The sequence below is a fragment of the Desulfofundulus luciae genome (genome assembly GCF_030813795.1).
GTDB classification, from domain to species: Bacteria; Bacillota; Desulfotomaculia; order Desulfotomaculales; family Desulfovirgulaceae; genus Desulfofundulus; species Desulfofundulus luciae.
Map to the genome: position 1 here is coordinate 1 of NZ_JAUSUX010000032.1, position 22324 is coordinate 22324.

Below are 22324 nucleotides of genomic sequence, written 5' to 3' on the forward strand. Positions count from 1 at the left end.
AATACCAGTTTAATAGCGGGACTAAACATTGTCCAGCAACGGGTATAGCCTCTTTCGGGAGAGATTTCCCTTACGGGTTAAACCGGTGGATGGAGTTTGGCGGCGTCTTATACAGGTTCTCTCTCATTAGCCTGCTGCCCGTTCGAGGTAGTGGGGCTTAATTTGCTGGCTTTTCGGCTGTGGGCTAAATCGTAACTTGCCGCACCCCTGCTCCTGGAATTACCAAATCTCATAATTTTTGCGCGGGGCAGCGGGGCTTGTTAAGCAGTTTACAGACGATTGAGGGACATTAAGTTAAGCTTTGATCATAAAGAACAATCTTCAGGAGGGAATGGTATGCCCCAAAAAATTTTGTGCTGCGGCATTCTGGAAAAGGAATTGGAGCACGTCCTGCAGGGAAAAGAAGCTGAAATTCATTACCTGGAACCGGGGCTCCACGTGGACTTCGACAAACTGGGAAAAGCCCTTGTGCAGGCCCTGGACGGCATGAACGAAGACAGTGTCGCCGTTGTATTTGGCCTCCAGTGCCACCCGGAAATGGAGCGGATGGTGACCAGGAGGGGCGGGCGGGTCATCCGGGCTAAAAACTGCATTGAGATGCTGCTGGGAGAACGGCTGGCCGAGCTGGATGCCGGGGGCCGCAACTTTTACCTGACCGCCGGCTGGCTGGAGAACTGGCGCAGGATATTTATAGAAGGTTTGAAATGGGACGAGATTGACGCCCGGCAGAATTTCGGTTATTATGACCGTGTCCTGCTGCTGGACGCCGGGATCACCCCTGTTGACGACGAGAAAATCCTGGAGTTCTTTGATTATACCCAGGTGCCCGTTGAAATACTGCCCATAGATTTGGAACATTTTCGCAGGGAAGTGGAAAAGCTTCTGGAAGAGGGGAAATCATGAAAAAGATACGCTGCATGAAGGAGCTGGAAATATTTTCAGCCCTGGACTTTGCCGAGCGGGAAAGAATCGGCGCGCTGGCCCGCAAGAGGGTTTATCGTAAGAACGAGTTTATCTTCAGGGAAGGGGAGCCCGCCGACACGATCTACCTCATAAAATACGGCCGGGTGAAACTGTTTAAAGTGTCCGGGGAGGGTAAGGAGATCATCCTGGACATCCTCAAAGAGGACGACATGTTTGGTGAAAACACCTTCTTCGAGGATACCCTGCATACCATGAGCGCCCAGGCTATGGAGGACACCTTCGTGTGCTCCTGCAGCAGGGAGGACTTTGCCGTTTTGCTTAAAAACCCCCAGATTTCCTTGAAGATCATTCAACTGCTTGGGAAAAAGTTGAACGATTTTACCGACCAGGTGGCCAACATGGCCTTCAGGGACGTAAGGGGAAGGATTGCCGCTGCGCTCCTGAGCCTGGCGGATGAGTACGGCGTTCCCTCTCCGGAAGGTATTACCATTGATATCGAGCTGACCCACCAGGATATAGGCAACCTGGTCAACGCCTCCCGGGTGATGGTTACAAAGATTTTAGGGCTCTTGAAGCAGGAAGGGATCATAGCCGCCAGGGGGCAGCGCATCTGCCTGCTGGACCGGGAAAAGCTGGCTGAAGCCCTGGAAGCCTGTTGAGAAAGTGTGACACTAAATGAATGATAAACAATCTGGTAAAACTCCAGCTGCCGGTGATGAAACATTTGCCCTGAAGATCATTCGAAATTTAGCCGGGCAAATCCAGTTTATGGCCCTTCTGCTGTACGAAATCAAAGCCGGAACACCCCTGGGCAGGGTTCTGGTCGTGTTTTTAAATCTCTACCTGCATTCGGAATGCGCTGCGGGTAACAAAAGGGGAAATTTAAAGAATATTCCGATTAAAGTTCTTGCCGAAGCCGCAGGGGTTACTCCGGAAGAACTCTGGGAATCCCTTGATCAACTGGAAGCGGCCTTTAAATTTGAGTCCTGCAGGGCACGGAATGAAGTGACGTAACATAAAATTTTAGATTTTCTTGTAAACCAGTTAACAGATTCAGTAAGCCGGTGGATTTTATATTTTCTACAAAAGAAAAAATCAATAAAAGGAGGAATTCAGCCATGTCCGTACGTGAGGTCATCAAAGCGCAGATTATCGGGGCGTTGAGAGGGGCGACTTTTCCCATCCACACCCCTGAGGAGTTGCTGGCGGCGTTTCCCCAGGGAGCCGAAACCACATGCCAGGCTGGCGGCTTAAAGATGACCGCCGGTGAGGCCGGCAAGCTGTTGAAAGCAGGTGATTTTCCCTTCAAGTCCGCTGAAGAAGTGGCTGAAACCATAGTTGACCGGGCCGGGCTTTAACTTTTCGGGAGGGAAAGCGGGTCTATCGCCGCACTCAAGGCGGCTCCCGTGGTTGGGCGAAATCCGCAAGGCTCTTTACAACAGGGGATTGGCCGGCCGCCCCCTCCTGCCCGGTATCCCGTAGCACCGGCCGGGGGGAAGACACCGGCCCGACCAGCATGGTTCTTTCCGGTTTTGCTTCCGGGCCGGCCCGGATTACGCCAGCCGGCGTTTTTCCCGCCAGGCCCGCACGTAGCTCCACAGGCTGCCCCCGGCGTTGGCCGTGACCACGGCCATGGCAATTTTGGGCAGGAGCAGGGGATGGGGGTAAATCAGGTAGCGCGGTTCCCAGCGGGGGCCGTATTTTTCTTTAAACTGGCGCAGCCCTTTAAAACCGTAGAGCTGGTTGAAATGCTGGTAGAAGAAGTACACAGCCCTTTCCTGCAGGCTGGCGCCGGGATGGTCGCCCACTCCTGCCAGGGGGCACAGCCCCAGGTTGAAGCTGTCGTACCCCTGTTCCTTAAAATATTCCATCAGGCGTACGAACAGCAGGTCAATCAGGCCGCTTTCTCCTTCCCGCCGGCGCATGAGATCTATGGTGCCTTCATTGCGCCTGTATTCCGGAATGATATTGGCGAAGGCCTGCACACGGCCCCGGGAATCCCTGACCACCATCACCGGGCAGGATCTGATATAGGCCGGGTCAAACCAGCCCAGGGAAAACCTTTTTTCACCGCCCTTTTGCAACCTCAACCAGTGATCGGAAACTTCTTTTAATTCCCTCAAGGTTTCTTCCCTTAACGGCGGCAGCAGAAGTTCGGTGGAATAACCCTTGCGCACCATGCGGTTTACCGTCTGCCTCAAGTTTTTCCGGCTGTTTCCGGCCAGGGTGAACGTGTGCAGGTCCACCACCGCCTCTTCGCCGATTTTTAAAATTTTATAGCCGCAGGCCTGGTAGACGGGAAGATAGTCGGGCAGAACCTGGTAAAAGGCCGGGTGCCAGTCATTGTTCGCACAAAAGGCGGTAAATTCGTCTATGAGATGGGGGATATCGTCCTCCGGTCCTACCGGGTCCCCCAGCACCACGGCTACATTGCCCACCAGCGCATAGGCCACAAAACTCTTCTGCGAGCGGCTGAAATGGTATATTTTATCCGACAGCAGGGTCAGGTGTACCAGGGAAGAGCGGCCGTACCTTTCCACGATGCCGGCTGCCCTTTTCCTCTCCGGCATGAGCACGGTTCGCCGGTAGACCACCGGGCGCAGCACCATGTACAGCCCGTAAAGCAAACCGCCCACCTGGATGATGGCCAGGGAATCCAGGAACCAGCGGGCCAGGCGGTTGGGGTGTTCCAGCTCCGGTGTGGCCAGCCAGGCCAGGTAGGCAATGGTTTGTCTGGAGGCTTCGGCCAGATCGAACTGCTGGTGAAAGTGCCTGTCCAGAAGGTAAAAACCGGATAACCCGTACAGGTAAGTAAACAGGGTGACACCGGCAAAAACGGCCAGGCCGTGGCGCACGGAAGGGGGATCGCTGGCGGCGGTGAAGCGGGGCTTTAAGGCCAGCAGCATCAATAAAAGGCCCAGGTTGAATGCCGCCTGGCCGTAGTGCAGTCCCCGCAGCAGGTTGGCGGCGGTGGAAATTAAAAACATGGCCACCGCGATGCGCCAGGCCTGCCATTTGCGCCGCCCCAGGCTCCAGGAAAGGAACAATTGTACCGTCCCGGCAATAACGCTGGACAGCCAGCTTCCCCGCAGGACCATCCAGGGCAGGTAGTGCTTCAGCCAGATAAAACGGGCCGGGTGGTGAACGAGCCAGGCGGTTAAAATATTGCCCACGCCCGTCAAACCCACCAGGAAGGCGGCCAGATAATGCAAGCGCAGGTAACGGTTGCTCACCACCGGTTCACCGTCCGTTTGAAAAAGATAAAACCGCCAATCATGGGCAGCCACAAACTCAACGCCCGGTAGATAAAAGTGACCAGCACTGCCTGTTCCAGGGGAATCCCTGTCGAGGCGTAGGCGGCGGTCATGGCTCCTTCCATCAGGCCCACTCCCTGGGGGGTGATGGAGACGATCATGAACAGCACCCCTACGGCGTAGCCGGTGATCAAACGGCCCGCGCCGGGACTCTGGCCGAAGGCCAGAAAAAGGGCCTGCAGTTGCATTAAACCTATTCCTTCCACCAGCAGGGCATGGGTTGCGGCCCGGAGAAGGGCCGGGCGGTTTTTGATCATGGCCTGCAGTGCGTCCGAGAGCCGGCCGGTGATTTCCCCTGCTTTTTCCTCCCAGTGCAGGGCATGTCCTTCCAGTTTCCGGGACAGCCGGCAGGCGGCCCGGGCCAGGCGGCCGGCCAGGGTTGCAAAGAGGGCCGGCCTGCAGGCAAGCAGGAGCAGGAGCAAAAGAAGGGTGCCCACCCCGCAGGCCAGCACGGCAGTGGCCGCCAGTTCATAGGACTGAAGGTTACCCCGGCTGAAAAGATAAAAAAGGGCCAGCAGCAGTATAACCAGGAAAGCCAGGTAGTCGAAAATAAAGAAAATAACATTGGCCAGCGCCGCCCGGGCGGCATCCAGCCCCCGTCTTACGGCATCGTAAACCATCAGGCCCGTTCCGGAAATGGTTCCCCCCGGAACGACGGTCGAAACGAAGGCCGCAGACATGACCAGTTCCAGAAGGCGGCCGAAGCCGACCGGGAGCCTGACCATCCGGTATGCGGCATGGTACAGGGCGCTCTGGTTGATCAGGAAGACCACCTGCAAAAGGATGGCCGCGGCAATCCACCACCACCTGCCCTGTTGCAGTGTGCGCCGGATTTCTGCCGCCTGCCCCAGGTGCAAGGCCACGGCAGCGGCCGCAAAAAAGAGTATGGCCACAAAAGCCACCCTGTGCGGGGAAAACAATGGTGAAAAATTCCCTCTCTGCCCGGTCATTTGATTGAACCCCCCGCCTGCAAGTATTCAGTCAAACTGCTAAAAGGCCCTGGTGCTCCGCACCGGAGCAGTACCGCCGGTTGCTTCAGGGCGGCCCTGGCTTTTTAAGGGATGGCTTGTAGTACTATTTTGCTGCCGTTTCTCTTCCCGTCCCGGTGTTTCATCTACTTTTCTCAGATTAAATTTCCAGCTCTTTTTTAGTTTAAGTAAAACGTTTCATATGTACAATAGCATTTACCGTAAATTTTCGCAGCGGGTGAAATATAGGAAGATTCCCACATGAAATTTTTTAAAGCATACCGGTAAAGGGCCTGATCAGGACGGCAGGGCAGATCAGTGGTATAGAAAAAAAGCCGGCTCCCGCCGGTAAATTTTTAGGAAGGATTTTAAGGGGAGAGGGAGAAGGGATATGCGGGGGCCGGGCGTACTTTCTGGATGCCCAGGGCCTTTTCCAGAGCGGTCCGGTTACGCCGGGAATGGATAAAAGCCTGCGGGAACAAGGCCAGCCGGAAAAAGTATGCAGGATCCGTATCCGGGGTGAAATTTTCGCCGGGAAGCGGTGCCAGCCTGGTTGTGGACTGTGGCATGACCCGGAATCTCGATGCCGGTATTTGCGCAATGGATTTGTTGTGTTTCTGCATTTTTGCCGGAAATAACAGGGGGGAATGAATGAGTGAAATATCTGGTAAGCGCATGCCTGGCCGGGCATTCCTGTTCCTACGATGGGTTGCCCCGGACCTGTGCGGTGGTGGAAAGGCTGGTCAGGGAAGGCCGGGCAGTACCGGTATGCCCGGAGTGCCTGGGCGGGTTGCCCGTACCGCGCCCGGCGTCGGAAATACAGGGCGGTACGGGAGTGGACGTGCTGGAGGGACGGGCGCGGGTGGTCAATTGCAAGGGGGAGGATGTTACCGGGGCTTTTATCCGGGGAGCCCGGGCTGTACTGGAGATCGCCAGGAACCACGGCATACGGGCTGCCATTCTTAAGGCCCGGAGCCCTTCCTGCGGGTACGGCCGGATTTACGACGGGTCGTTTAGCGGGAAAGTCAAAACAGGTCATGGCGTAACTGCGGCATTACTGGTGGAATCGGGTTTTCAAATATTTACAGAGGAAGATGTGGAAAAGGAATGGCCGGCGCACGGGGCGGGTTGGCCGGGAGAAAATGTAATCGTATGACTAAATTTTGCCTGGAGGATAACCATGCCTGGTGTACAGCCCGGAGAGCAAGTCGTACTTGAGGTGGAAGACCTCAGCCACAGCGGCGAGGGAGTGGGCCGCTGGCAGGGGCAGGTGGTGTTTGTGCCCCTGGCCGTGCCCGGCGACCGGGTACGGGCAACGGTGGTGGAGGTTAAGAAAAAATACCTGCGGGCCCGGCTGGAGGAAGTGCTGGTCCCCGGCCCCGCACGCTGCCGCCCCCGCTGCCCTTCTTTTGCCCGTTGCGGCGGCTGTCACGTCCAGCACCTGCCCTACGACTACCAGTTGCAGTACAAAACCAGGCTGGTACGGGACAGCCTGGAGCGCATCGGCAGGTTAAGCGGGGTAAAAGTTTTGCCCATTCTGGGAATGGACAACCCCTGGCACTACCGGAACAAGGTAAGGTTTCACGTGGCCCACCGGGATGGAAGGCTGGCCCTGGGCCTTTATGCCCCCGGTTCCCACGTCCTGGGGCACTGGATGACACGGGATGCCGTATGCCACATCCTGGACGGGGAACTGAATAACCTGGCCCTCATGATTGAATGTTTATTGAATAAATATCGGGAGAGTCTCCTGGACGGCTCCAAACCCCTCCTGTCTTATGTAACTTTGCGTAGAGCCCTGGCGACGGGAGAAACCATGGTGGTGCTGGCCACCACCAGAAACCACTGGCCCCGGCAGGAGGAACTGGCCGGCGAGCTGGCCGGCACCGGCCGGGTAACGACGGTCGTCCAGCAAACGGCCATCCTCCCGCGCAGGGAGGTTGACACTGGATGGATAAGGACTCTTTACGGCAGGGGATACATAACCGATTGCCTGAACGGCCTCGTCTTCCGCCTTTCCGCCACATCCTTTTACCAGGTCAACCCGATGCAGACCCGGGTCTTATACGAAAAGGTCAGGGAGTACGCCGGCCTTACCGGCCGGGAGCGGGTGGTGGATGCCTACTGCGGCGTGGGCACCATTGCCCTATTCCTGGCCCGGCAGGCCCGGGAAGTGCTGGGTATGGAGGTGTCGCCCCGGGCCGTGGCCGATGCCCGGCAAAATGCCCGGCTCAACAACCTGAACAACGTTTTCTTTGTCCGGGGAGCGGTGGAAAAACTCTTACCCCGGCTCTTTGACCGGGGCGGCGGCCCCGATGTGCTGGTCCTGGATCCTCCCCGGCGGGGGTGCCACCGCTCCGTCCTGGAAGCCCTGGCCCGCTACCCGGTGCCGCGGGTGGTCTACGTTTCCTGCGACCCGGGGACCCTGGCCCGGGACCTGGGCTTCCTGGCCGGGCACGGCTACCGGGTGGTGGAAGTCCAGCCGGTGGATATGTTCCCCCAGACCCATCATGTGGAGTGCGTCTGCCTCCTGGAGCAGGCCCGCCCAGCACTCACTGAAAAGTTATACTGGAAAGACCTGCACTCACTATCTTCGCAACCCATTTTTTACCGGCGCGACACTGGAGCAGGTCCGGAAGAAGTTGTGCTTTAAACGGTTGATTATTGGGGGGACAAGCTTAAGGGGGGATGCTCTATGCATAAACCTAAAATACTGGCAGTTTTGCTTGTTACCTTAATGTTGCTGGCGGCCGGTTGTGCCGGGCGCACCCCGGATACCGGCCAGGTTCCGGATACGAGCGGTAAAGGGCAGAAGCCGCCCGCCCAAAGCCAGCCCGTTTCCCCCGTTGAACCGGGTGAAGAGAAGGGGCCTGCCGGCCTGGTGGCCGCCACCGTAACCCGGGTGGTGGACGGGGATACCCTGGTCGTACGCCTTAAGGACAGGAAGAGCGAGACGGTGCGCCTGATTGGCGTGAACACTCCCGAGTCAACCAGGGAGGTAGAGCCCTACGGCAAAGAAGCCTCCGCCTACACCAGGAGCCGTTTGGACGGCCGGCGCATCTGGCTGGAGAGGGATGTGCAGGAAAGGGATCATTACGGGCGCATCCTGGCCTATGTCTGGCTTGAGCCTCCCGGCGGGGTTAACCCGGCGGAAGACGTGATTCGCAGCCGCATGTTCAACGCCGAACTGCTGCTCAAAGGCTATGCCCAGGTGATGACGGTACCGCCCAATGTGAAATACGCGGACCTTTTCGTGCAACTGCAGCGGGAAGCCCGGGAAAAGAAGCGGGGTCTGTGGGGCCTGGAGGTTAAAGATAGGGAGCCCTATTACATCGGCAATGCCCGCAGCAGGAAATTCCACCGCCCTGACTGCGAATACGGCCGGCAGACGGCTCCGGGCAACCGGGTGAGGTTTGCCACCCGGGAAGAGGCCCTGGATGCCGGATATGAGCCCTGCAATGCCTGCAAGCCGTAAAAGGTTTTGTGGCTGGATAAGCACCCCCAGCCTGGAAAATTCCTCAAGATGTTAATTTAATGCGGCAGGAGTTCAGGCCGTAAAGGCGAACGTATCAAAAATAAAACTTTTATGAAAAAGGGAGGATTTTTATGAAGATCCTGGCAATTAATGGCAGTCACCGCAAGGGGAAGAACACCGCCATCATGCTGCAGGCGGTTCTGGACGAAGCCGCTAAGTCCGGCGCGGAGACGGAACTGGTGGAACTTGTCGACTACAACATCAAGCCCTGCCTGGCCTGCAACCGTTGCCTGGGCAAAACGGAATGTTCCATCAAAGACGATGACATGGGCGTGCTGGCCGGGAAAATGCTGGCGGCCGACGGCATTGTGCTGGGCTCCCCGGTGTACTGGGCCAATGTGACCGGCCTGATGAAAAATTTTATCGACCGTACCCGCTGGATGCATATGGTCAAAAACCTGCTGCATGGTAAGGTAGGGGGAGCGGTTACCCACGCCGGCCTGCGGAACGGGGGGCAGGAGCACGCCCTGGCCATCATGGAACGTTTCCTGGTTGCCCAGGGGTTTATTCTGGTCGATACCCGCGACCAGGAAAGCGGCATTTGCAACGGTGGAGCCATGGGAACCATGTTTAACAACCTGGAGGAAGGCAGAATTTCCTGGAAACGGGGTGTGCACGAGGATTTGCTGGCCCTGGAGGAATGCCGCCGTTTGGGGCGCAATATGGTAGAGATGATTAAACGTCTTGGCCGGGCTTAAGAAAGGCTTAAGAAAGGTTTGGAAACAGCCTGGAACGTGTCGCGCTGGGCAGCCGGAAAGTTTGGAAACAGCCTGGAACGTCGCGTGCCACGGCGGCGCGTTCGGTCCCTTATGGTAACTTAAAGAAAAACCGGTCATCCTTTCGGCTGACCGGTTAAAAGAATGACTTGTAAAAAGGACGGTTGCGTCCTTTAGAAAATGATTACCAGGATGCCGGCAATGAATACCAGCACGCCCAGGAAGGCTATAATTATACCGAGGATCAACTCGACGGTGGGATTGAAACGCTTGGTTTCGACATCCGGCATGTGTGATTCCCCCTTTTATAGTTTTGTTGTTATATTATGTTGCTCCCCAGTAAAATGTTACCAGTAGGGGCTTATTTATGCAAAAATAGACATCCCCCGGTTACCGGGGGATGTTTTTCACTAACATTGTTCCTGCCTGGCAAAGACCTTCCCGCAGCGGCAGCCGTAAGTGACCACGTGGCAGTTCCGGCGCTCCTGCACGCTTAGAATGCGCACCCTGCTGGAGAGGCCGTACAGTTTTTCGCCGCACTGGGGGCAGACTGTACCGGTGACGTACTTGCGCGCCCGTACCACCGAGTACCCCGGCGTACGGGTGGCCTCCACCACATAGTCGGGAAAAGAGAATTTGGAGATGCGGTAGCGGTCCAGCACCGCCCGGATGATCTTAAGCATGGTGTCCCGGGCGCGTCCCGTCTGGCTGGTGAGAAAAACGTGGATGGCGGTCTGGATCACCTGCTGGTCTTCCGTGCTGGGGAAGGGATAGATTTTGGCTGACATCTCACACACACCTGCTCTTTATGTTTCTTTATGTTCCGGTTTTCAGGACAGGCCGGGTTGTCCACGTTTGGGTTAAAAAATTTTTGCCGCCCGGAATTCCTGCCTCACCAGATTATTATTTCCAATTTAGTGCCCGCGAATAACCTGTTCGGAGCCGGGGCCGGCGCGACGGGCCCGCTCCAGTACCTGCCGTACCGCTTCTATGTGCCGGCAGCGGAAGCCCTGGTCGAGGCGGGAGCGGAAACGAAAAGTGCAGCACGTGCAGCTTTCGGGCGTGGTGGTTAGTTCAATCCGGCAATCCACTTCAACTACGTGGGCTACCCGGGGGGAAACAAAGTAGACAACCAGGTCGTTGACCAGAAATGGGGTTTTGAGTATGTTCGCAGCCATGGGAATTCTCCTTCGTGTTGTGCATAATTGTAAGCAGTTTAATAAAACATAAATTGGCCGTAGACGGGGATTATTCCTGCCTCAAATTTAAGGGATTTAAGTATTAAATTGTAGAACTGTGTTTAAGTGCCTGCCGGCAACCCCCTCCATGAGCCGGGAATAAGCCCTCAGGGGTTCGGTTATGCCCTGGCAAATAATTTTGTACCCGGGCAGGATTTTCCTCCACATATACAGAAATGTTGCCCGGGGAGGGATTTTATTGGAACTGATGGCCATTTTTTCAACGGCTTTTGTGGTGGGACTTTCCGGTGCCATGATGCCCGGGCCTCTTCTCACGGTGACCATAGGGGAAAGCGCCCGGCGGGGGTTTGCGGCCGGCCCCCTGATTGTGCTGGGCCATGCCCTGCTGGAGGGGACGCTGGTTATAGCCCTGGCCCTGGGCCTGGCTTCCCTGCTCACCGCCCCCGTGGTGGGCAGGAGCATTGCCGTGGTGGGGGGGATTTTTTTAATCTACCTGGGCTGGGGCATGGCCCGGGATGCCTGGCTGGGCCGGGTGGAGCTGAACGTGGGCTGCGGGCAGCCGGTTCAGGCAGGTCCGGCGCCGCCGGGGTGCAGTTCCCGGGCAGAGCGGGCCGGTGCGGGGCGGCAGGTGTCCGGAGCCGGTGTGCCCGCTTCCCGTACAGAGGCGAACGCCTGTCCTCCTTCGCCCGATTTCCAGCCGGCCAATTCCGATGCCGGTTCTCTTAACCCCGGCTCTCGGAGGGTCGACCCCCTGCCCGCCGGGAGGATGCACCCCGTGCTGGCGGGGGTTCTGGTCAGCCTGTCCAACCCCTACTGGACGCTGTGGTGGGCCACGGTGGGGTTGGGTTACATAGTCCTCTCCTTGAAGCAGGGAACCGCCGGGCTGGTGAGTTTCTTTGGCGGCCATATTTTATCGGACCTGGCCTGGTACGGCCTGGTGGCGGCGGCGGTGGCCGGCGGCCGGCGCTTTTTAACCCCGTCCATTTACCGGGGCATCCTGGTGTCCTGCGGCGCCTTCCTGGTTTTTTTAGGTGCTTCCTTCATCTACATGGGTGCTGCGGGGCGCATGGCGATATAATTTTTATAACTGGGTGAGGCTAAAGGAACGCTATAAAAAAGAAGTGAAGCGCTTTTTGCACCTGGTGGAATCCGCGGTTAAGCGAGGTGGTTGAAATGCCCGTTGTTTACGGTGGTATCTGCCCACACCCCCCGATCATGGTCCCCGAGGTGGGCGGGGCGGAGGCGGACAGGGTCATTTCTTCCCGGCAGGCCATGCTGGAACTGGGCCGCCGGGTGAAGGAAAGCGGGGCCGATACACTGGTGGTGATTTCCCCCCACGGCCCGGTTTTCCGGGACGGCATCGCCATCCTGGCGGCTCAAGAGGTGCGGGGAGACCTGGGCCGTTTTGGCGCCCGCCGGGTAAGCTTCAAGGTGGTAAACGACCCGGCCCTGGTGCGGGAAATAGCGGCCCGGGCCGGGGAACCGGGCATAACCGTCCTGCAGGTGGATGAAAAAACTGCCCGGCGCTACGGCCTGGACCTGGAACTGGACCACGGGACCATGGTGCCCCTTTACTTCCTGCGTGCGGCGGGCGTGGACCTGCCCCTGGTGCCGGTGGCCATGGGACTTTTACCCTACCGCCAGCTCTACGCCTTCGGCATGGCTCTGGCCGGGGCTGCGGAAAAGCTGGGCAAAAAGGTGGCCGTCCTGGCCAGCGGCGACCTGTCCCACCGCCTGACTCCCGGCGCACCGGCAGGTTATGACCCCCGGGGGCAGGAGTTTGACCGGGAGATGACCCGCCTGGTGGCGGCTGCCGACATCGAGGGAATTTTAAACCTTGATGCCAAACTGGTGGAGCGGGCCGGGGAATGCGGCCTGCGGCCCATTATCATGGCCTTCGGCGCCTTTGACGGGCTGGCCTTGAAGGCGGAGGTTCTTTCCTACGAAGGGCCGTTTGGCGTGGGTTACATGGTGGCCTCCCTTGCCCCCGGAGAAACGGACCCCCGGAGGCGGCTTTGGGAAAAACTAAACGCGGCGGAACAAAAGGCCAGGGAAGATCGCCTGCAGAATGAAAGTTTTCTCGTGCGGGTGGCCCGGCGCTCCCTGGAAAACTACTTTGCCGGCCGGTCCCGGCTTTACGATGAAACGGACATCCCGCCGGAGTTTGCCCGCCGGGCCGGTGCCTTTGTGTCCCTCCACAAGCACGGGCAATTGCGGGGGTGCATCGGTACCGTCACACCCCAGTACAAGCATATTGTGGAAGAGGTGGCCATGAACGCCATCAGCGCCGCCGTGCGGGACCCCCGGTTTTACCCGGTTACGGAAGACGAACTGCCGGACCTGGAAATCTCCGTGGACGTGCTCCAGGAGCCGGAACCGGTGGAGAGCATGGCCGGCCTTGATCCCAAAAAATACGGCGTCATTGTGCAGGCGGGCGGCCGGCAGGGGCTGCTCCTGCCCGACCTGGAAGGTGTAGATACGGCCGAGCAGCAGGTGGCCATCGCCCGGCGGAAGGCGGGCATCGGCCCCCATGAGCCCGTCAAGCTCATGCGCTTTGAAGTGAAAAGGTATCACTGAAGGCGGGGTAAGGGTAAGTATTCAGTAAACCCGGCTGGATGCGGCGCTGTCCCCGCTCACTCCAGTGCTTCGCGCCGGCAGCACCGCGGCTCGCTTCGGACCGGACTAGCGGTGCTGCAAAGGCGGCACGGTATGTGTGTACTGTTTTGTTACTCTGTTTTTACAGTTACTTTTGTTGATATTAAGCAATGTTTGGGTGCCGCTGGTTTCGCACCGCAGTCCGGTTACCCTCGCTTCGCCGGGTGCTGTTACCGGCGCTTCGCAAGTCGTTCGCTCCGGACAGCGCCGCATCCCTGTCACAACGGTTTTACTGGATGTTTGCGATAAGGGGGGATTATGCGTGCAGGAGGCGCTTTTTTACGAAAAAGGGGACGGCGGCCGCACTTTTTGCCGCCTCTGCCCCAGGCTCTGCAACATCAGGGACGGCCATACCGGCTTTTGCCGGGTGCGCAGAAACCAGCAGGGCATCCTGTATACCCTCAATTACGGCCGGGTTTCCTCTTACGCCCTGGACCCGATTGAAAAAAAGCCCCTTTACCACTTCTACCCGGGCAGCGATATTCTTTCCCTGGGCAGCGTGGGCTGCAACCTGCGCTGCGGCTTCTGCCAGAACTGGCAGATTGCCCACGCCGACCCCCATACCCTCTATTTGAGCCCGGCCCAGGCCGTGGCTGTGGCCAGAGAGCAAATCGCCCGGGGCTACCCCAACGTGGGCCTGGCCTATACCTATAACGAGCCTTTCATGTGGTACGAGTACGTTTACGATACGGCCCGCCTGGCCCACCAGGAGGGTTTGAAGAACGTACTGGTTACCAACGGATACGTTAATGAAGAACCCCTGCGCCGGATCCTGCCCTACATCGACGCCATGAATATTGATGTGAAGGGCTTTACCGATGAATATTACCGCGGGACGTGCGCCGGCCACCTGGAACCGGTGCTGCGTGCGGTGGAGATCGCCCACGGGCACTGCCACGTGGAGCTGACCACCCTGCTGGTTCCCGGCTTAAACGACTCGGAAGAGGAGATACGCCGCCTGGTGGACTGGGTGGCCGGGCTCGACCCGGATATACCCCTGCACTTTTCCCGCTATTTCCCCCATTACAAGTTTGACCTGCCGCCCACGCCCCTGGAGACTTTGCAAAAAGCCCGGCAGATAGCTCTGGAAAAGCTCCGCTACGTTTACATCGGCAACGCCCCGGAGCTGGGCGGCAGCGACACCCTCTGCCCCCACTGCGGGGAAACCCTCATCCGCCGCACCGGCTACAGGGTGCAGGTGCGTGGACTGGAAGGGAACCGGTGCCGTTACTGCGGGGCGGAAGTGAAGGTTGTGTTGTGAAATGCAAAAATTACCTGATTACGAAAAAGTATTACTTATAACCCTTCAACTGCCCCATGAAGATGACGGTGAAGTTGAGGAATCCCTGGACGAGCTGGCCCGGCTGGCGGACACGGCCGGGGCCCGGGTGGTGGGCAGGGTGGTGCAGCGCGCCCGCCGGCCGGACCCGGCCACCTTTCTGGGGCGGGGCAAGGTGCGCGGTGAAATAGCTCCCGCCTGCCGGGAGCTGGGGGTTGAACTGGTAATCTGCGACCATGAGCTTTCCCCCGCCCAGGTGCGCAACCTGGAGGAGGAACTGGGGGTGCGGGTTATCGACCGCACCCAGCTTATCCTGGACATCTTTGCCCGGCGGGCCCGTACCCGGGAGGGCAAGCTGCAGGTGGAACTGGCCCAGCTTGAATACCTCTACCCCCGGCTGGCGGGGAAAGGAACCGGGCTTTCCCGGCTGGGGGGCGGCATTGGCACCCGGGGTCCCGGCGAAACGAAGCTGGAAACCGACCGGCGGCGCATAAAAAGGCGCATCACCGAGCTACGCCGGGAGCTCGACGAAGTGCGGCGGCACCGGACCCTGCTGCGCACCAGGCGGCAGGACGTGCCCGTAACCCTGGTCGGCCTGGTGGGGTACACCAACGCCGGCAAGTCCACCCTCCTCAATGCCCTCACGGGGGCGGGCGTCCCGGCCGAAGACAGGTTGTTTGCCACCCTGGACCCCACCACCCGGCGCCTGGTGCTGCCCAACAACGAGGTGGTGCTGCTTACCGATACGGTGGGTTTTATCCGCCGCCTGCCCCACCACCTGGTGGCCGCCTTCCGGGCCACCCTGGAAGAGGTGACGGAAGCGGACCTGCTCCTGCACGTGGTGGACGTGAGCAACCCGGATTACCCGGACCAGGTTAAAGCGGTGGAGGATGTACTGGCCTCCCTGGGGGCGGGGGAGAAGCCCTCCATTCTGGTTTTCAATAAAGTTGACCGTTTGACTGCTGAAGAACCCTGGCTGCTTTCGGCGGGCAGGCCGGCGGTGGCGGTTTCCGCCCTTACCGGCCGTGGTCTGGATGAACTGCGCAGGATCATAATGAACGTCTTAAAGGATCAAAGGGTGCGGCGGGAGTTCCTGGTGCCCTACCAGCGGGGAGACGTGCTCAACCTGCTCTACGAAAAAGGGGAGGTATTGTCGCGGGAATATACCCCGGAGGGCGTGCGCCTGGAAGTGGAACTGGGTGCGGTGTGGGCCTCCCGGGCGGCGACCCGGCTGGGGAAGGATAATCCCGGCAGGATTCCCGGGTAATCATGCCTGAAGTCTCCCGGCAGCCGGCCGGGCGCCTGCCGGGAAGGGGGCGTACTCCTGAACCACATGCTCGTGCTTTGCCAGCCGCTCTTCCAGGTTGAACCGGCGGCGCACCAGGGGTGCGGGTATGTGAAAGGTATCCGCCACTTCATGGATCTCCTGGAAGCTCACCCCTGCACTGCCCGTCCCCGGGGGCAGCAGGAGGAGGGCGGCAAAATCTTCGGCGGCGTTTTCTTCTTCCCCTCTCCCGGTCAACCCGTCCACGTATAAGCCGCTGGTAACATTAAGGCAGTGCTGGCCCAGCCCGTAGGCCAGCATGTGCTTCAGTTCCGGCCTGGAAAGCCCCTTTTTCACCGTGAGCAGCGCGATACCGTCCCCCGTGCGCACGTATCTTCCCCTGACCCGGCCTTTAAACGGGAAGCGGGTCAGGATGATCCCTTCGCTCCTGGCTATCCTGTACAACTGGTAAACACCCGGCGGCCCCTCGAGACGGTATTTTTTGATCAGGGCCAGGGCCAGCCGGACGGCTGAACTCAAGGCTACCCCTCCGCTCGGCAGAAACGATTCTCAAGGACACCAGCGTATCCTTTGAACTATTTCTCATTTTATTATAAACCACGGTTGTGTCGGGTTTTGTCGAATGGTTGGGGAAGATAAAAAAATCATTACTCCTCCCCCGAGTTATCCACTTTCCAGCTACCCTGTTTTGGCTCTCGCTCGCTCCGGTGAGCCTCGTGGGCCTAACTATTGCTCGGCTCAAAGCTCCGGCAGGATTCCCGGCAAATTCGGCATCCTGCCTCAGTTGCCGGCCTCGGGCATCCATGCCCTCGGGCCTGCCTTCGCTTTTCGCCTCGCTAAGTTTGGCTGACCGCTCGGCTCAAGTCGCTCGCTACCGAGCCAAAACAGGGGCTTTAAAAAACTGGGGATACTTCAAACTCTTCCCCTGTAAATATTCAGTGAACCCGGCTGGATGTGGCCCAGCTCACCCCAACATGACTCTGCTTCCGGTTTTTCAGGTTTAATTGACAAATCGGGTTCTGGGAAGAGCTATTATCCCAGTGAGTGCTGGGTCCTCGCCCTGTCATCCCTTCTGGTTCCCTTCCTCCCTTTTCCTGCGCCGCTCCCTTTCCTTCTTTATAAAGCGCAGGGCCCACTCCCAGTGCTCAGCCAGGGACTGTTTTTCTTCCTCCGTCAGGTCCGGTACCTGCCTGAGCAGGCCGGCAAACAGGGGGTCGGCTGCAACTGCGTACAGCTCCGCGTCATGGGGTGCATTCCCGGGTGCACCCTCTTCGCCGGTTCCGTAAGGCCGGTCGGTGCGTCCCAGCAGGTAATCCGTCGAAACGCCGAAGAAATCGGCCAGCCGTTTGAGAGACTGGTTGTCCGGCGAGCGCCTGTTTTTCTCGTACATGGCAATGGTGCTCTGCCCCATGTGTAGCAGGCGGGCCAGTTCCGCCTGGGACAGTCCTCTTTGATTGCGCAAATAGGCCAGCCTTTCGCCGAGGGAAGACATGTCGGTTCACCCCGATCGTAATTTAACACGTTTTGTGAAGCCGGGAAAGAAAATAAAAAACGGATTTTCCGTTAAAGCGCATAATGTGATAGGAAGTAAAAACCTTCTACTATTATTTACGTTCGGCGCAAATTTTAACCGGTGGACCCTTGACAGCAATCGCGAATTGTGATTATAGTAATAGTCGGCAGCCGGCCGGCTCCGCAGGGCTGAAGCGGGCCGGCTGGCGCTGCAGCCGGGCAGGAAGGGGGGAGGTTTTGTTCTTTCAACACCAGCCGAAGGGTGAGCGGGGTGAGAAATGAAAAGATGTACCAGCTGAGGCTCAAGATGGGCCTCAGCCAGCGGCAGGTAGCCGAAGCCGTGGGCATCAGCCAGAGCTCCTACGCCATGATTGAGGGCGGCCACCGCCACCCCCGCAAGGAGGTGGAGAAGAAGCTGGCCGACTTCTTCGGCGTGACCGTGGACGAGCTTTTTTTTGGCCAGGATTATCACGGTTCGCGATTGGAGGAAGAGCGTGAAAAGCCCGGCGGCTGAGGCGGGAAAAACCCTTTTGCCCCGACGCTCCTGCCGCTCCTGCAGGGCGTGCCGGGAATGACGGCACAAAGCAAAAGCCTGCCGGCGGCTCTCGCCGCAGCCGGAGGAGGTGGTTGCCGCAAGAGGGCATCTTTATAGGCGTTAAAACGTTTAACCGAGTGGCAAAATTTTGAAAAGGAGGATGCAGTCCTTTATGCACGTTTTTCACGCGCACAAGCGCAGAATGTTCCTGGCGCTTTTTGCCGTGGCGCTGCTGCTCATCGCGGCCGTGCCGGCGTGGGCGGCGCCAGCGCTGACGGTGACACCCAACCAGGTACCGGCGGATAACGAGGATCACACGTACACCCTCAGCGTGACGGGGTTGGCACTTAGCCCAAACAATTTGAATGGGCAGAACATTACCGTGACCTATCCAAGTGGTTTTGATGTTGTTGGCGATGCGACTAACCCGGTTAAGGTTACGGTTACCGCGGTGGTTGATTCCAAGCCTTACGTGTTTATTTGCGATGCTGCCGGTGATTCTACTGCTTTCGAGAAAGGTACCATTAACATTCCTGCTGGTTCGCTTCCCGCTGCGGGCACGGTTAGCGCCATTACCGTCCAGGGCTTCACCGTGAAAAGCCCTAAGACGGCAGGAAGCGGCAACGTGGAGGTTAAATTTGCAGACTCTGCTACTACCACCGTTACGGCTTCTCTGACCTGGAGCCAGGTGGTCAAGACGGTTGCGATAACTGGTCCTACGGCCGCGGTTAAGGCTGGCAGCAGCTTCCAGGTAATCGGTACGGTTCAAGATGCTGCCAGTGCTGGGCTGGAGAACAAGACCGTGACCGTGACCATCACCGACTTGGCCGGGCAGGCCGTGGCCACCCAGACGGCGACCACCGTTTCTGGCGGCAACTTCACCAGCCCTGCCTTCAACCTCACCAAGGCCGGAAACTATGTGATCAAGGCCACGTGCGAGGGCGTAACTGGTTCTCAAAATCTCACGGTTGACCCTGCCGCCGCCAGCAATGTGGTCTTCATCGAAAAGCCCGGCGCGCTGACCAAGGGTGTGGAGAGCGGTTCGTTCACCGTGGGGCTGCAGGACCAGTACGGGAACAGCGTTACTCCGACGTCTGACGTTGACGTCTTCCTCACCGGCCCTGACGTAAACGGCAACCCTGCGGGTGTGTTTAAGAGCGGTGGTAGCGTAGTCACCAAGGTTACCTTAACTAGCGCCAGTGACACACAAAGCTTCACCTTCACGCCTTCCGTCACCGGCAGCGTGACCATCACCGCGCTGAGCGGCAGCCTGACCCCAGCAACGGCCCAGTACAACGTGGCCGCCCCGCAGGCTCCCTCCAGCGTGCAGTTGCAGCTTGCGCCGAAGTCCACGACCACCGACGGCAAGCCCATTGCCGGAACGAGCATAACCGCCACACTGACTACCGACGTGCCGGCGGACAAGGCCTACTCTATCAATGTAAAACTAACTTCTTCTGACGGCACTACAATTTGGAGCGGGTCGCCTTCTGCGTCGCTCTCCCAGGGCCAGAAGCAGGCTACCTTCACCATTACTACAACTACCGACGCAGCAGACCGTGTGCTGACCGTTGAGGTTTCCTTCACCCCCACCGGCGCCAGCAGCGCTATTAAGGCGTTGGCCAACATAGGTCCCTTCGCGGCAGCAAGCGGCAATGTACCCACAAGCGTTACCCTGACACTTACCCCGGCGGCCAAGGATTCTTCCGGTAATGCCCTGGCCGGTAGCCCCATCACCGCCACCCTGACCACCGACGTGGCGGCGGATAAGGACTACCCGGTTAATATAACTCTAAGTTCCGGCGGCGCTACTCCTGCTTGGGCTAGCGCTCCGTCAACGGTGACGATTGCCAAAGGCCAGAAGCAGGCTACCTTTATCATCACCACGACTTCCAGTGCGGCCGGCAACACTTTGAGTGTCAGTGTAACTGGCATCGGATCGGGTGACAGCGACTCTGTGACCTTTGCTTCTTCGACTGCTAACTTCACCCGCTCCCTGGTGCCCGGCTGGCAGGTCATCTCCGTACCGTTGAAGCTCAACAAGTCCCTGGCCGACCTGCTGGGCGGCGCGGACAAGTTCGAGGCCCTTTACCTGTACGATGCGGCCACCCAATCCTGGAAGCTGTACAGTCAAATGACCTCTGAGGAGCAGTACGGTAAGCCGCTGGTGGGCTACGTGGTGAAGATGAAAGAGGCCGTCCTGGCCCAGGCGGATTACCAGAAGGTCACCGCCACCCAGGCCGTCCCGCCCACGCTGGCCCTCAAGCAGGGCTGGAACCTGGTGGGTGCATCTCCTAGCGAGACTGCCAACAAGGTCGCGGACATGCTGGCCAGCGTCAGCGGCAAGTTCAGCACGGTAGTCAACCCTGGCCTCGGCAACCAGGCTCAATGGACAGCCGGAACGGCATCTTCAGATCTCACAGCTACTACTTATATTGTCAACAACGGCGACGCCTACTGGGTGTTCATGACCGCCGACGGTACGCTGGCCGGCTTGATGGCCCCGCCGGTGCAGTAATGCACGAATCGGCGCGAGGAGTGTGATGCTTTTTGCGGATTAAGAGTATCTTCAGAAGGGGTTACGGAGCGGGCGCGGCGCTTGCCGCCGCGCTCGCCATCATCATTCTCTTTTCATCCCTGGCACCGGCCCTGGCCCAAAGCACGCCGGCAGTACCTCCGGCGTTCTACGGGCGGGTCTTTTACGACGCCTACGGCGGCACGCTGGCCCCGGCAGGACTCACGGTGGACATCTACGTTGAAAATGAAAACCAGCCCCGCGGTGATTCCTTGCAGACGAGATCTGACGGCTGGTACGGTGGTCCCCTGGGCACGGACCCGCGCTATGTAGTGTCCGGTACCGAAGCTGACGTGGGAAAACGCCTTGTTTTTAAGGTAAACGGCCAGCCGGCAGCCACCTACGATTCCAGCGGCAGGCCCATGACAGTAACTTTCCAGTTTGATCAGGTTCAGCAGGTGGATCTGGTAGTGATGGGGCCGGAGGTTGAGTCCACCGATCCGGCTGACGGCGCTACCGGCGTGCCCGTGGACAAGACCATCACCGTAACTTTCAAGGGCGCAGTGCAGCAGGGCGACAACTTTGCGGGCATCGCGTTAAAGGACGCCTCGGGCAAGGCGGTGGAGGTAGACAAATCCCTCAGCGACCGCATCCTTACCATCAAGCCCAAGGCCCCGCTGGCCGGATCCACGGCCTACACCGTGAACATCCCCGCGGGCGCAGTGAAGGATGCGGTAGCGGGAATACCTTTGGCTAAGGACTTCAGCTTCACCTTTACCACCGAGCAGGATAAGACTCCACCGGCGGTGCAGTACTGCGACCCCGCTGACGGGACGGCCAGCGTGCCGGTGAACAAGACGATCACTATTACCTTCACGGAGGACGTCCAGGAGGGGCCGCAGTACGCGGGCGTCTCTATGGTGGACGATCAGAACAACGCCGTGACCCTGCAGAAGAGCATCTCCGGCAGGGTTTTGACCTTGAAGTGCGTTTGTCAATATAAAATTGATCCACCTGATAATGTGAAAGTGATCCACCAATGATAAAGTAAAAGTGATCCACTTCCACTGTTTTACCAATATCTAACATGATGGTTATTTTGTAGAGCGTAAAAGAACACCATGCCATAGCCATTAGCCCATTAATTATCTGCCAGGCAAGAGTCGAATTGGTGTAGCTCGGGCAGGGAAGAAGCTACCCCAATTCAAAGCAAACCGATATGCAATGCCGGCAGCCCCAGCTTATCCAGTCCCTTTAGCCGGAACCGTCTTACCGGGTTAATAACAGTGAATTGGCAACTACCTCCGGCACGATTGGTTCTAATGGTCTTGAGTAATTTTTTCGTGCCGGTTATACCGGTGGCCCCCCGGTCCTTCGCCAGCAGACAGGTCTCGTTCCCTGATCTCCACATTTTAGCGGGTACCGGGTAAGCCCATATAGGTGCTGGTACCGATGAATCCCCCCTTTTAGCCAGGGGTACCTGGTCCCCGGGTTGTCCGGTGAACTGTATGCAAGGACCCCTAAAGTACTGGGAAGGTTTGCACCTTCCCAGGGGAACCAGTTCCTCCGGTCTGGCCAATACAAATAGTCAATTACTTACGAATACCTTGAGTTTTTGAAATATCTTTATGGTGGTCATTTCCACTCCCTTTCTATTTAACCCGGCAAGCCCGGGTCCGGTTAAAGGGACTTATGATAAACCAGGGTTTTGGCATGCCGGCCCATGTCAATCTCCCTGCCCGGCCGGCCGTACAATCTGGCGTATTATCTGGCTTTTACCTTCTCTCGTTGTTTTAAGCGGTAAGATTCGGCGTTCATGTTCAGGATGTAGGACTTAAAAGTGATCCGGTCTACCAGCGCTGCAGCCAGGATATTATCACCGAATAT

23 protein-coding genes are annotated in these 22324 nt (G+C 58.3%); 15 read left to right on the forward strand and 8 right to left on the reverse strand.

Translation table 11 applies throughout. The annotated features are described in order from the left end of the window. Nucleotides 1-336 precede the first annotated feature (336 nt). The 4 genes from J2Z49_RS13305 (at nt 337) to J2Z49_RS13320 (ending at nt 2282) form a co-directional block, all read left to right on the forward strand. Nucleotides 337-903, forward strand: a complete 567-nt coding sequence (locus J2Z49_RS13305) for a DUF1638 domain-containing protein (protein ID WP_307403441.1) — start codon at nt 337-339, stop codon at nt 901-903. Next, nucleotides 900-1583, forward strand: a complete 684-nt coding sequence (locus tag J2Z49_RS13310) for a Crp/Fnr family transcriptional regulator (protein ID WP_307403443.1) — start codon at nt 900-902, stop codon at nt 1581-1583. Before J2Z49_RS13305 ends, J2Z49_RS13310 begins: the two co-directional genes overlap by 4 nt. A 16-nt stretch (nt 1584-1599) precedes the next feature. Then, nucleotides 1600-1938, forward strand: coding sequence for a hypothetical protein (locus J2Z49_RS13315; RefSeq protein WP_307403445.1), 339 nt, complete (start codon nt 1600-1602; stop codon nt 1936-1938). A gap of 104 nt (nt 1939-2042) precedes the next feature. After that, nucleotides 2043-2282, forward strand: a complete 240-nt coding sequence (locus J2Z49_RS13320) for an MTH865 family protein (RefSeq protein ID WP_307403447.1) — start codon at nt 2043-2045, stop codon at nt 2280-2282. A 195-nt stretch (nt 2283-2477) separates the two neighbouring features. On the opposite strand, the gene J2Z49_RS13325 is transcribed toward J2Z49_RS13320, so the two are convergent. The 3 genes from J2Z49_RS13325 to J2Z49_RS13335 all read right to left on the reverse strand — a co-directional run bounded on the left by J2Z49_RS13325 (nt 2478) and on the right by J2Z49_RS13335 (nt 5775). Then, nucleotides 2478-4211 (reverse strand): phosphatidylglycerol lysyltransferase domain-containing protein, encoded by a 1734-nt coding sequence (locus J2Z49_RS13325; protein ID WP_307403449.1) that lies wholly within the window; start codon nt 4209-4211, stop codon nt 2478-2480. Beyond that, on the reverse strand, nt 4154-5188 hold the full coding sequence (locus J2Z49_RS13330) for a lysylphosphatidylglycerol synthase transmembrane domain-containing protein (RefSeq protein ID WP_307403451.1): 1035 nt from the start codon (nt 5186-5188) through the stop codon (nt 4154-4156). The genes J2Z49_RS13325 and J2Z49_RS13330 overlap by 58 nt, the downstream gene beginning before the upstream one ends. Nucleotides 5189-5574: 386 nt before the next feature. Next, the gene (locus tag J2Z49_RS13335) at nt 5575-5775 is read right to left on the reverse strand and encodes a hypothetical protein (RefSeq protein WP_307403453.1); all 201 of its coding nucleotides are present in this window, start codon (nt 5773-5775) and stop codon (nt 5575-5577) included. 86 nt (nt 5776-5861) lie between these two features. On the opposite strand from J2Z49_RS13335, the gene J2Z49_RS13340 reads away from it, so the two are divergent. The 4 genes from J2Z49_RS13340 (at nt 5862) to J2Z49_RS13355 (ending at nt 9439) form a co-directional block, all read left to right on the forward strand. Further along, the gene (locus J2Z49_RS13340; RefSeq protein ID WP_307403455.1) at nt 5862-6362 is read left to right on the forward strand and encodes a DUF523 domain-containing protein; all 501 of its coding nucleotides are present in this window, start codon (nt 5862-5864) and stop codon (nt 6360-6362) included. Nucleotides 6363-6386: 24 nt separating this feature from the next. Further along, on the forward strand, nt 6387-7859 hold the full coding sequence (rlmD, locus tag J2Z49_RS13345) for a 23S rRNA (uracil(1939)-C(5))-methyltransferase RlmD (protein ID WP_307403458.1): 1473 nt from the start codon (nt 6387-6389) through the stop codon (nt 7857-7859). Between the two features lie 42 nt (nt 7860-7901). Then, nucleotides 7902-8681: a thermonuclease family protein gene (locus J2Z49_RS13350; protein ID WP_307403461.1), complete on the forward strand. Its 780-nt coding sequence runs from the start codon at nt 7902-7904 to the stop codon at nt 8679-8681. 131 nt (nt 8682-8812) lie between these two features. Continuing rightward, nucleotides 8813-9439: a flavodoxin family protein gene (locus tag J2Z49_RS13355; protein WP_307403462.1), complete on the forward strand. Its 627-nt coding sequence runs from the start codon at nt 8813-8815 to the stop codon at nt 9437-9439. 428 nt (nt 9440-9867) lie between these two features. Here J2Z49_RS13355 and J2Z49_RS13360 read toward each other — a convergent pair whose 3' ends face one another. Continuing rightward, nucleotides 9868-10245 (reverse strand): hypothetical protein, encoded by a 378-nt coding sequence (locus tag J2Z49_RS13360; protein WP_307403464.1) that lies wholly within the window; start codon nt 10243-10245, stop codon nt 9868-9870. 126 nt (nt 10246-10371) lie between these two features. Further along, entirely contained in the window at nt 10372-10635 is a 264-nt protein-coding gene (locus J2Z49_RS13365) for an SWIM zinc finger family protein (RefSeq protein ID WP_307403466.1), read from the reverse strand. Nucleotides 10636-10903: 268 nt separating this feature from the next. Between J2Z49_RS13365 and J2Z49_RS13370 the strand changes: the two genes are divergently transcribed. From J2Z49_RS13370 to hflX, 4 genes are all read left to right on the forward strand, one after another. Continuing rightward, nucleotides 10904-11734, forward strand: a complete 831-nt coding sequence (locus tag J2Z49_RS13370) for a LysE family transporter (protein ID WP_307403483.1) — start codon at nt 10904-10906, stop codon at nt 11732-11734. A gap of 95 nt (nt 11735-11829) precedes the next feature. Then, on the forward strand, nt 11830-13233 hold the full coding sequence (gene amrA / locus J2Z49_RS13375) for an AmmeMemoRadiSam system protein A (RefSeq protein ID WP_307403468.1): 1404 nt from the start codon (nt 11830-11832) through the stop codon (nt 13231-13233). 340 nt (nt 13234-13573) lie between these two features. Then, on the forward strand, nt 13574-14572 hold the full coding sequence (gene amrS / locus J2Z49_RS13380) for an AmmeMemoRadiSam system radical SAM enzyme (protein ID WP_307403470.1): 999 nt from the start codon (nt 13574-13576) through the stop codon (nt 14570-14572). A gap of 1 nt (nt 14573) precedes the next feature. Beyond that, nucleotides 14574-15857 (forward strand): GTPase HflX, encoded by a 1284-nt coding sequence (hflX, locus tag J2Z49_RS13385; protein ID WP_307403472.1) that lies wholly within the window; start codon nt 14574-14576, stop codon nt 15855-15857. On the opposite strand, the gene J2Z49_RS13390 is transcribed toward hflX, so the two are convergent. Together J2Z49_RS13390 and J2Z49_RS13395 are read right to left on the reverse strand one after the other, a co-directional pair. After that, nucleotides 15858-16394: a hypothetical protein gene (locus J2Z49_RS13390; protein ID WP_307403474.1), complete on the reverse strand. Its 537-nt coding sequence runs from the start codon at nt 16392-16394 to the stop codon at nt 15858-15860. A gap of 544 nt (nt 16395-16938) precedes the next feature. After that, a complete protein-coding gene (locus J2Z49_RS13395; RefSeq protein WP_307403476.1) occupies nt 16939-17367 on the reverse strand; it encodes a helix-turn-helix domain-containing protein in 429 nt (142 codons plus the stop codon). 291 nt (nt 17368-17658) lie between these two features. Here J2Z49_RS13395 and J2Z49_RS13400 point away from each other — a divergent pair, with 291 nt between their 5' ends. The 3 genes from J2Z49_RS13400 (at nt 17659) to J2Z49_RS13410 (ending at nt 21480) form a co-directional block, all read left to right on the forward strand. Next, entirely contained in the window at nt 17659-17901 is a 243-nt protein-coding gene (locus J2Z49_RS13400) for a helix-turn-helix domain-containing protein (protein WP_307403478.1), read from the forward strand. A 181-nt stretch (nt 17902-18082) separates the two neighbouring features. Next, the gene (locus J2Z49_RS13405) at nt 18083-20440 is read left to right on the forward strand and encodes a hypothetical protein (protein ID WP_307403479.1); all 2358 of its coding nucleotides are present in this window, start codon (nt 18083-18085) and stop codon (nt 20438-20440) included. A 32-nt stretch (nt 20441-20472) separates the two neighbouring features. Beyond that, entirely contained in the window at nt 20473-21480 is a 1008-nt protein-coding gene (locus tag J2Z49_RS13410) for an Ig-like domain-containing protein (protein WP_307403481.1), read from the forward strand. Between the two features lie 721 nt (nt 21481-22201). On the opposite strand, the gene J2Z49_RS13415 is transcribed toward J2Z49_RS13410, so the two are convergent. Further along, a complete protein-coding gene (locus tag J2Z49_RS13415) occupies nt 22202-22324 on the reverse strand; it encodes an ATP-binding protein (RefSeq protein ID WP_307403485.1) in 123 nt (40 codons plus the stop codon).

Bases quoted from the DNA above. Each gene is read 5' to 3' on its own strand.
- J2Z49_RS13370 (WP_307403483.1), top strand. From the start codon at position 10,904: ATGGCCATTTTTTCAACGGCTTTTGTGGTGGGACTTTCCGGTGCCATG.
- rlmD (WP_307403458.1), top strand. From the start codon at position 6,387: ATGCCTGGTGTACAGCCCGGAGAGCAAGTCGTACTTGAGGTGGAAGAC.
- J2Z49_RS13320 (WP_307403447.1), top strand. From the start codon at position 2,043: ATGTCCGTACGTGAGGTCATCAAAGCGCAGATTATCGGGGCGTTGAGA.
- J2Z49_RS13315 (WP_307403445.1), top strand. From the start codon at position 1,600: ATGAATGATAAACAATCTGGTAAAACTCCAGCTGCCGGTGATGAAACA.
- J2Z49_RS13405 (WP_307403479.1), top strand. From the start codon at position 18,083: ATGCAGTCCTTTATGCACGTTTTTCACGCGCACAAGCGCAGAATGTTC.
- J2Z49_RS13335 (WP_307403453.1), bottom strand. From the start codon at position 5,775: ATGCCACAGTCCACAACCAGGCTGGCACCGCTTCCCGGCGAAAATTTC.
- amrA (WP_307403468.1), top strand. From the start codon at position 11,830: ATGCCCGTTGTTTACGGTGGTATCTGCCCACACCCCCCGATCATGGTC.
- J2Z49_RS13395 (WP_307403476.1), bottom strand. From the start codon at position 17,367: ATGTCTTCCCTCGGCGAAAGGCTGGCCTATTTGCGCAATCAAAGAGGA.
- J2Z49_RS13350 (WP_307403461.1), top strand. From the start codon at position 7,902: ATGCATAAACCTAAAATACTGGCAGTTTTGCTTGTTACCTTAATGTTG.
- hflX (WP_307403472.1), top strand. From the start codon at position 14,574: ATGCAAAAATTACCTGATTACGAAAAAGTATTACTTATAACCCTTCAA.
- J2Z49_RS13365 (WP_307403466.1), bottom strand. From the start codon at position 10,635: ATGGCTGCGAACATACTCAAAACCCCATTTCTGGTCAACGACCTGGTT.
- J2Z49_RS13310 (WP_307403443.1), top strand. From the start codon at position 900: ATGAAAAAGATACGCTGCATGAAGGAGCTGGAAATATTTTCAGCCCTG.
- J2Z49_RS13330 (WP_307403451.1), bottom strand. From the start codon at position 5,188: ATGACCGGGCAGAGAGGGAATTTTTCACCATTGTTTTCCCCGCACAGG.
- J2Z49_RS13305 (WP_307403441.1), top strand. From the start codon at position 337: ATGCCCCAAAAAATTTTGTGCTGCGGCATTCTGGAAAAGGAATTGGAG.
- J2Z49_RS13355 (WP_307403462.1), top strand. From the start codon at position 8,813: ATGAAGATCCTGGCAATTAATGGCAGTCACCGCAAGGGGAAGAACACC.
- J2Z49_RS13360 (WP_307403464.1), bottom strand. From the start codon at position 10,245: ATGTCAGCCAAAATCTATCCCTTCCCCAGCACGGAAGACCAGCAGGTG.